General features: G+C 59.3%; 1 protein-coding gene. It reads right to left on the bottom strand.

What is annotated here, in order from left to right:
* A partial coding sequence (locus tag ACZ9XP_RS09945) for an Ig-like domain-containing protein (protein WP_465188347.1) occupies positions 1-6075 on the bottom strand: 6075 nt, incomplete at both ends.

Genomic DNA, 6075 nt, shown 5'->3' with positions numbered 1-6075 from the left:
CATCGATGACCTTATCGGCATCGGCTACCAGGTCGCTACCCGGCACATTGATGCTGAAGGTCTTGTCAGACTGCACCGTACCGGTGAAGGTTTTGTTATTGACTGTGAGCGTAACGGTATCGCCTGCCTTTACATCACTGCCGACTACGCCGGATACCGGTATGTTCTGGCTCTGTTCGGCGATGTTGATCGTGTCGTCACTGGTAATGTTGGGGTTCAGGCTGATCGAGACATCGGTGCCCGCCAGCGTCGCCACATTGGCACTGTAAGGTGAATTACCACCACGCAGGCTGACATCAAGGTGACCTACCGCTGTCGTATCAAAACTGGCGGTGCTGGTATTGTCTACCGCTACAACAGACAGCTTGGTATTGGTACCGGCAGCACCCGTCCAACGCACCAGTGTATCCGGGCTGATAAAGATGGATGCCGTGGTACTGGCAGCATCCATATTGACCCAAGTGGTACCGTTATCACGGCTGTATTGCCAATGATTGCCTTGAGTGTCAGCTGCCGATTTGATAATGGCATAGCCTTTTATACTGGCCGCTTGATCCGCATCGGTAGCACCACCTGCCAAATCAGCTATTTTTATGCCAGTACTTGGGGTGATATTTAGCTGCTTGATTTGAGCAGTACTCAAGGAGTCGATTGCAATAGCCCCTCCATTTGGCAAACCTGCATAGCTAGCAGGAGCAGGCTCACTACCAACTTTTTCATTAATCTTGAGAACCAATGCTGCAGTCGTAGATGTTGCTGTAAATTGATACAGTGCTGTTTGCCAACCGTCATCCAAGCTTGGCGACGTATAAATTTTCTCAACGCCAGCAATGCTAATGATCAACTGGCCACCAGAACTGAAACCCAGACCTGGGTTGCCTGTAAACGTAAACTGCTGCCATTGCATACCATATAGATACTGCTGACCTACCGTCAAACCAGTAAGTTGTGTGGAAATGCCCTCGGAAATATTTGTAGCAGATACTAGATTTACAAACTGCCCACCATCAGCTGACACCCCATTCAGATTTGTCATTGGGTAGCCTGTTGACCACGCTGTGTTCTGATAGTCATTAATATCCGGTGTATGCAGCGCAGTCCAACCTGCAGGAGTATCCGCAGCGGGATGAAACACTATCGGCGTACCATTAATCGACGTACCTGATGTGATAGCCGTACCACTATAGATAGGCGTTCCAAACAGACCCTCGACTGGCGCAGTCATAACAATCGAATTAAGCAGAGGCGCATCATTAGTACCGGTTACTGTTACATCCAGTTTACTGGTAGACGTAGCACCTGCCCCATCCTTCATTACATAGTTGAATGTGTCTACCGCGCTGCTACCTGCGGCTAGCGCATTCACCGCAGTTTTGCTGTTATCCAGCGCGTAGCTGTAGCTACCATCAGCCTTGATGGTGAGCGTGCCGTAGGTACCCGCTACCACGGTATCGCCACTGGCATTCACGGTGCTGCCGTTGATAGACACCATGGCCTTGCTGTCGCCCGCATCTGCGTCGGTATCGTTTGCCAGCAAGTTGCCTGTGGCACTGGCGGTACCGGCAAAGTAGGCGCTGTCACCTACATTACCACCCGACTCTACGACACCTGCAGTATCCGCTACGGCTACTGGGCCCGTATTCAGGTTAACGGTGTAGCTGTCGGTAGCGGTGGCGCTGCCAGTGTTACCCGCTGCGTCAGTTGTGGTGACTTTGGCGTCAATGGTTTTGTCTGCATCGGCCACCAAATCTGCACCTGGCACATCGATACTGAAGGTCTTGTCCGGCTGTACCGTACCGGTAAAGGTTTTGTTGTTGACGGTAAGTGTGACGGTATCGCCCACTTTGGCATCGCCACCTACCGTACCGGTTACCGGTATCTGCTGGGTTGCTTCAGCGGTATTAATGATGTCGTCGGCTGTCACGTTCGGGTTGAGCGTGACGGTAGGCACCGGTGCAATGCTGTCGATGGTGATCGGCACGCTGGCGTTGGTGGTGTTGCCGGCCGGGTCGGTGGCGACTACCGGAATGTTGGCCGCCCCTTCTGGCAGCGGCTGCGTCGGGGTGACGCTCCAGGTGCCATCCGGTTTCACCGTGGTGGTGAGCACTTCGCCGGTCGGGGTGGTGACTTTGATACTGTCGCCCGCATTGCCGGTGCCGCTGATGGTCGGCATGGTGTCGTTGGTGATGCCGTCGCCTGGCGTACCGCTGTCGCTGCCCGGGTCGAGTTTGGCGGTCAGTGCCGGGCCGGTGGTGTCGATGGTGACCGGCACGCTGGCGCTGGTGGTGTTGCCGGCCGGGTCGGTGGCGACCACCGGCAGGTTGGCCGCACCCTCTGGCAGCGGCTGGGTCGGGGTGACGCTCCAGGTGCCGTCCGGTTTCACTGTGGTGGTGAGCACTTCGCCGGTCGGGGTGGTGACTTTGATGCTGTCGCCAGCATTGCCAGTGCCGCTGATGGTCGGCGTGGTGTCGTTGGTAATGCCGTCGCCTGGCGTGCCGCTGTCGCTGGCCGGGTCGAGCTTGGCAGTGAGGGCCGGGCCTGTGGTGTCGATGGTGACCGGCACGCTGGCGCTGGTGGTGTTGCCAGCCGGGTCGGTGGCGACGACCGGGATGTTGGCCGCACCTTCTGGCAGCGGCTGCGTCGGGGTGACGCTCCAGGTGCCATCCGGTTTCACCGTGGTGGTGAGCACTTCGCCGGTCGGGGTGGTGACTTTGATGCTGTCGCCAGCATTGCCAGTGCCGCTGATGGTCGGCGTGGTGTCGTTGGTAATGCCGTCGCCTGGCGTGCCGCTGTCGCTGGCCGGGTCGAGCTTGGCAGTGAGGGCCGGGCCTGTGGTGTCGATGGTGACCGGCACGCTGGCGCTGGTGGTGTTGCCAGCCGGGTCGGTGGCGACGACCGGGATGTTGGCCGCCCCTTCTGGCAGCGGCTGCGTCGGGGTGACGCTCCAGGTGCCATCCGGTTTCACCGTGGTGGTGAGCACTTCGCCGGTCGGGGTGGTGACTTTGATGCTGTCGCCAGCATTGCCAGTGCCGCTGATGGTCGGCGTGGTGTCATTGGTGATGCCATCCCCTGGCGTGCCGCTGTCGCTGGCCGGGTCGAGTTTGGCGGTGAGCGGTGGCGGTACAGTATCGACATTACCGTTGTCTGTAGCAGACGTACTGTCGCCCAGCAGATTGCTGCTGCTGGCGACAGCCGTATAAGTACCATCTGGCAGGGCAGTAGGCACATCTACGCTGTACGTACCATCCGCCTTCACGGTGGCAGTCAGGTTTTGCACCCCACCGGCACTGTCCGTTACTTTGATCGTGATGATGCTACCTGCAGGCTGATTGCTAGTGCCCGTTATGGTTGGCGTGGTATCACGAGTGTTATTGGGTGCATCAACGGTAACGACTGGCAATGGCACAACGTCCATTGTGAACTGGTTGGCCGCTTGGTCGGTATTCTTGCCACCATTGGCCAAACCACCGTTATCACGCACGCGGAAGGCAAACGTGTCATCCGTGGTATTACCCAGCGCCGAATAGTATTTCAGCTCACCGGCATTAATGGTGGAGGCACCGACCAGCTGCCCCGCCGCAAGCTCCTCACCAACGCTGTATGCACCGTCACCATCAGAGTCCATAAACAACACGCCATTGCTTGGCACTGTGTCGATCGTCACGTTCAGGAAAGTATTGGCCGGCGTGTCGTTCGGGTCGGTAAAACCAAAGTCCGACAGCTTGAAGGTATATACCCCACCTTCTGATACCTGAATGGTTTTATCGGCGCCATCCGGTGCGTCATTGACCGACACAACAGTAATGGGAACCGTATCAACGTCCGTCAGCGCCCCGCCCAAACCGGTGTTGCCATTGTCGTTTGTGCTGATGGTGAGTGCATCGCTGCCGTTGTAATTGGCCGTGGGTACGTAGGTAACAGCCCCGGTAGTTGCCAGTGTGGCGTTAATCACCGTCACCGTCCCGGTAAGCTGGACAGATGCAGTGCCATTGCCGCTGATTCCGGCAGAACCCGCTACAACATTCAATACACCATGGGTGACAGACAAGGTCACGGTCATCACACCACTACCTGCATCAGGATCGCTAATCGCCAAGCCAGCGACGACCTTGGAGCCATCTTCCAGCAACGTTTGCGCACCCGGGATGGTATTGACTGGTGCGGTGTTGAATACATCCAGTTGGTCCAGATCATTTGCCACCCGTGTAGCGCCATTGCGGTCTACTGCACTGGCTGTAGTGGTCAATGCACCATCCTGCAAGCTACTCACATCCAGGTCTTGCACACTGTAGCTGCCATCTGGTTGCACGATGGCCGTGGCATTCACGACATTGCCAAACTGATCCTGTACTTTCAGTGCCACCTGCTGCCCCGGCACCACATCCACCGTGGTACCCGTGATATCAAGCTGGCGGTTGGCGTTGTCCACAGTGGCTTGTACGGCAATCGCACCCGCCAAGGCATCCAGGCTGCCATTGTCGCTGGCGGAGGCAGGATTACCCGCCGGGTCTTTCACCGATGCGGTCACGGTAAAGTTGCCGTCTTTCATTGCCACCGGAACATCAACGCTGTAGCTGCCACCAGGCTGCACGGTAGCGCTCAGGGTCTGCACAGTACCGGCACTATCGGTCACGACCAAGGTGACTACCGTGCCGGCAGGCACATTACTGGTACCCGTAATAGTAGGTGTGCTGTCAGCACTGTTATCAGGTGCGTTAACCGTGAGGGCCGGTGCGGTCAGGTCGACGATGGCGCTGTCGCTGCCCGGCGCGCTGCTGTTGCCGGCTTTGTCGACGATGACGGCGCTGACGTCCAGCGTGCTGCCGTCGGCGGGCAACGGGGTGGTGGCGCTAACGTAGCCGTTGGCTTTGTCGGTGGCGCTGACCACGATGTCTTGTGTGTTGCCACCCACGGTGACTTTGACGGTGTCGCCGACCTCGACTTTGCTCGGGTCGAAGGCGACTTTGAGGTCGACCGGACCCTGGGCTTCGCTGGCGTTGATGTAGCCGTCGTTGTTGGTGTCTTCGGCGATGGTGACGGTCGGCGCATTGCCGCCGTTAGGCACACTGCTGTCGATGGTGACCGGGACGCTGGCGTTGGTGGTGTTGCCGGCCGGGTCGGTGGCGACGACCGGGATGTTGGCCGCCCCTTCTGGCAGCGGCTGCGTCGGGGTGACGCTCCAGGTGCCGTCCGGTTTCACCGTGGTGGTGAGCACTTCGCCGGTCGGGGTGGTGACTTTGATGCTGTCGCCCGCATTGCCGGTACCACTGATGGTCGGCGTGGTGTCGTTGGTGATGCCGTCGCCTGGCGTACCGCTGTCGCTGCTCGGGTCGAGCTGGGCGGTGAGGGCCGGTGCGGTCAGGTCGACAACGGCGCTGTCGCTGCCGGGTGCGCTGCTGTTACCGGCGGCGTCGACGATGACGGCGCTGACATCCAGTGTGCTGCCATCGGCTGGCAATGGCGTGGTGGCGGTGACGAAGCCGTTGGCTTTGTCGGTGGCGCTGACCACGATGTCTTGTGTGTTGCCACCCACGGTGACTTTGACGGTGTCACCGACCTCGACTTTGCTCGGGTCGAAGGCGACTTTGAGGTCGACCGGACCCTGGGCTTCGCTGGCGTTGATGTAGCCGTCGTTGTTGGTGTCTTCGGCGATGGTAACGGTCGGCGCATTGCCGCCGTTAGGCACACCACTGTCGATGGTGACCGGTACGCTGGCGTTGGTGGTGTTGCCGGCCGGGTCGGTGGCGACCACCGGGATGTTGGCCGCCCCTTCTGGCAGCGGCTGCGTCGGGGTGACGCTCCAGGTGCCATCCGGTTTCACCGTGGTGGTGAGCACTTCGCCGGTCGGGGTGGTGACTTTGATGCTGTCGCCGGCATTGCCGGTACCGATGATGGTCGGCGTGGTGTCATTGGTGATGCCATCGCCTGGCGTGCCGCTGTCGCTGGCCGGGTCGAGTTTGGCGGTGAGGGCCGGGCCGGTGGTATCAATGGTGACCGGCACGCTAGCGTTAGTGGTGTTGCCGGCCGGGTCGGTGGCGACCACCGGCAGGTTGGCCGCACCTTCTGGCAGCGGCT

The organism is Vogesella perlucida (genome assembly GCF_979366545.1).
This window is presented reverse-complemented; position numbering and strand designations above follow the sequence as displayed.